We start from the raw sequence: 1,316 nt of genomic DNA on the forward strand, positions 1-1,316 counted from the left end.
ATGGGTGGTTTCCCTGGAACAGGTATGGGCGGTTTCCCTAGAATAGATATACCAGTTATCCATAACCTTAATTTCTAATACTTTATATTCAAATATAGATGATAATAGATAAGATTAACCCTTGAATTACCTGTTAAAGTCATCTTATCTATTGCCATCTATTAACTTGTACCAACTTTCTTACATAACATCACTTATTCATAGAAAACCAATAAGGACTAGAGCTATATCTTTTATTGATGTACATTTTAGTTAATTTAAAATAATTATTTAACTTAGGATGATTTTAGTTTTAGTAAGGGGGATCATATTTTAAAGTGATTTTTTATTTAAATCCCCCTAATCGCCTTCCTCCGACTTGAGATAACATCTATGTCTTGAAAAATTTAGAAAAGATAAATACAAAAAGGGAAGCTTCTAACTATAATTTATAGATGTTTATTATTCTCCAACGTACTAAAGATCTCCTGATTTATGTAAAGCGGCTGTTACTTCATCACCGAAATTATTTAAAGAGAATGTTTGCTCTTCTATCGGATCCATTTCTGTAGCTTCACCTATCTTGCCGTCTTGAAGTTCCCAAAAATAATTATGTTCTTCTACGATTTTACTAAAATCCCTATTTACCCATCTTTCAGTGATTGCTAATAGTTCTTCTTTGTTCTTGAAATCATTTTGGTTTAGAATGCTTCTTACTTTTTCTGCATTCTTTTTAGACATCGGAGTTGCTCCCCGTCCGTCATTCACTTTTACTTTTTGATGAGTCATGCTATGCATTGCTGAAATAACTTCTTCTTCAGTAGAACTTTTAGTGATGTGAAGTTGTGCATTTGAACCTTCAATTTCTGCTTCATTCGATGGTGGTGCTTCTTTATAATCAGACTCTGCAAAAGCATGCTTCTCACTATCTATTGGTACTTCAGCAAACTGTAACATTCCATAAGTCATACCAGCTGCAAGTACTATTATCCCTATAATAGATCCTAGCCAATACGTTAGCTTCTTGTCCATATTCACTTCCCCTATCTACATTTTTAATATTTCATATAAATAATATTATATAAAATCACCATTTTACATAATTTGTAAATTCCGATACAGATTGTTGAACATCTTATTTAGGTTGTTCTTGTTTTATTTCTTTTTTCTGTTCGGCGGGAGCTGTTGTAATGTTCCTTTTGTTTTCAAACTTGTCCATTCTATTTCACTTCTTGTTGACGTATATACACTACTTAAATCTTCCGTACTTAAATTATGTTTAATTCTTGGATATATCGTATCTTGAATACTAGGCATAACTAATTCCCCTAGAATAT

At 31.6% G+C, this 1,316-nt stretch carries 2 protein-coding genes; both read right to left on the bottom strand.

All coding sequences use genetic code 11. The annotated features are described in order from the left end of the window. Positions 1-456 precede the first annotated feature (456 nt). On the bottom strand, positions 457-1,011 hold the full coding sequence (locus KI356_RS27460; protein WP_088058371.1) for a PRK06770 family protein: 555 nt from the start codon (positions 1,009-1,011) through the stop codon (positions 457-459). Between the two features lie 123 nt (positions 1,012-1,134). Then, a partial coding sequence (locus tag KI356_RS27465; RefSeq protein WP_212937036.1) for a hypothetical protein occupies positions 1,135-1,316 on the bottom strand: 182 nt, incomplete at its 5' end.

It is taken from the genome of Bacillus hominis (assembly GCF_018332515.1).
Taxonomy (GTDB): Bacteria; Bacillota; Bacilli; order Bacillales; family Bacillaceae_G; genus Bacillus_A; species Bacillus_A hominis.